Source organism: Mesorhizobium sp. M0140, assembly GCF_040322475.1.
GTDB lineage: Bacteria > Pseudomonadota > Alphaproteobacteria > Rhizobiales > Rhizobiaceae > Mesorhizobium.
Window position 1 is genome coordinate 1 of record NZ_JAMYTM010000078.1, and the last position, 1,339, is coordinate 1,339.

Genomic DNA, 1,339 nt, shown 5'->3' on the forward strand with positions numbered 1-1,339 from the left:
GGTTGTGTGCGTCAAGTTCTGCAAAATGGGCGATCATGAAGCTGGTCATGCGGCTTGGCGTAGAGCGAGCTTCTTGTGCTCGCGCAGGTCGTCCATGTTGATGTATCGGTTGGCCTCCATCCAGTTTTCGTTGGTCTCGACGGCGAGCGCCCTAACGAGGCGCAGGCAGCTTTCGGCGTTTGGGAAGATGCGCACGACATAGGTGCGCCGGCGGATTTCCTCGTTGAGCCGTTCGAGCATGTTGGTGGACTTTAGGTGCTTGTGATGCTGACGCGGCAGCCGGAAGAAAGTCAGCGTCTGTTCTATAGCTTCTTCCGCCCAGGTGGTCAGTCGCGGGTAGCGGGCGGACCATTTGGACAGCCATGCGGCGAGATCGGCCTTGGCCTCGGCGAGATCGCGCCGGTCGTAGAGCCAGCGCAGTTCCTGCAGGCAATCGTCGCCGTGCTTCCTGGGCAGGTGATCGAGCGCGTTCCTGAGGAAGTGGACGTAGCAGCGCTGCCATGCGGCTTCCGGGATCACCTCGCCGATCGCCGCGACCAGGCCGGCATGGTCGTCGGACACGGCCAGTTCGACGCCCTTGAGGCCGCGTCGTTTCAAGCCGACGAGGAAGTCCTTCCAGGCCGAGCGGCTCTCGCGATTGGCCATCTCCACGGCCAGGATCTGCCGGCGCCCGTCCCAGTCGATGCCGACCGCGATCAGCACCGCCTGGCTCATCACGATGCCGGCTTCGCGCACTTTCTCGTAGCGGGCATCGAGAATGAGGTAGGGGAATGGCTCCTGAAGCGGTCGTTCGGCAAACGCCTTCAGGCTCTCGTCCAAGCGCTTGTTGATGGCCGAGATCGACGAAGCCGAGAAGGCATGACCGCACAGCTCTTCCGTGATCGCCTTGACCTTCCGGGTCGACACGCCCTGCACATACATCTCCGCAAGCGTGGCCACCAAGGCCCGCTCGGAACGCTGGTAGCGCTCGAACAGCTCGGTGGAGAAACGACCGGCCCGGTCCTGCGGAACCCGCAGCTCAAGCTTGCCGACCCGGGTGACCAGGGTGCGGCCGTAGTAACCCGAGCGATACCCAAGGCGCTCGGGCGTCCGTTCGCCCTTCGAAGCACCCAGCGCCTCCTCCATCTCGGCCTCGAGAACCTCCTGCATTACTGCACGGATCACTTCGTGCAGCCCCTCCGGGTTCGAAAGCAGAATGTCTTTGACGGCAGCGCTGGTCGATTTACCTTCTGTCTTGGTCATGGTGGCGTTCCTTCGCGGGAATCGGTGACGTTGAACATCACCAGCCTGCCATGACCGCCCTCTCTCAGCGAATTTGCAGAACTCTCAGCACACTACC

The 1,339-nt window shown here is 62.4% G+C and carries 1 protein-coding gene; it reads right to left on the reverse strand.

Annotation, left to right across the window (positions count from 1 at the left end; translation table 11 throughout):
* Positions 1 to 45: 45 nt before the first annotated feature.
* Complete coding sequence (locus tag NKJ37_RS31890) at positions 46 to 1,242, reverse strand: IS256 family transposase (RefSeq protein WP_352752669.1); 1,197 nt, start codon at positions 1,240 to 1,242, stop codon at positions 46 to 48.
* Positions 1,243 to 1,339 lie beyond the last annotated feature (97 nt).

What these genes read in the sequence shown, in the direction of transcription:
- NKJ37_RS31890 (WP_352752669.1), bottom strand. Translation starts at nt 1,242, where the DNA reads ATGACCAAGACAGAAGGTAAATCGACCAGCGCTGCCGTCAAAGACATT.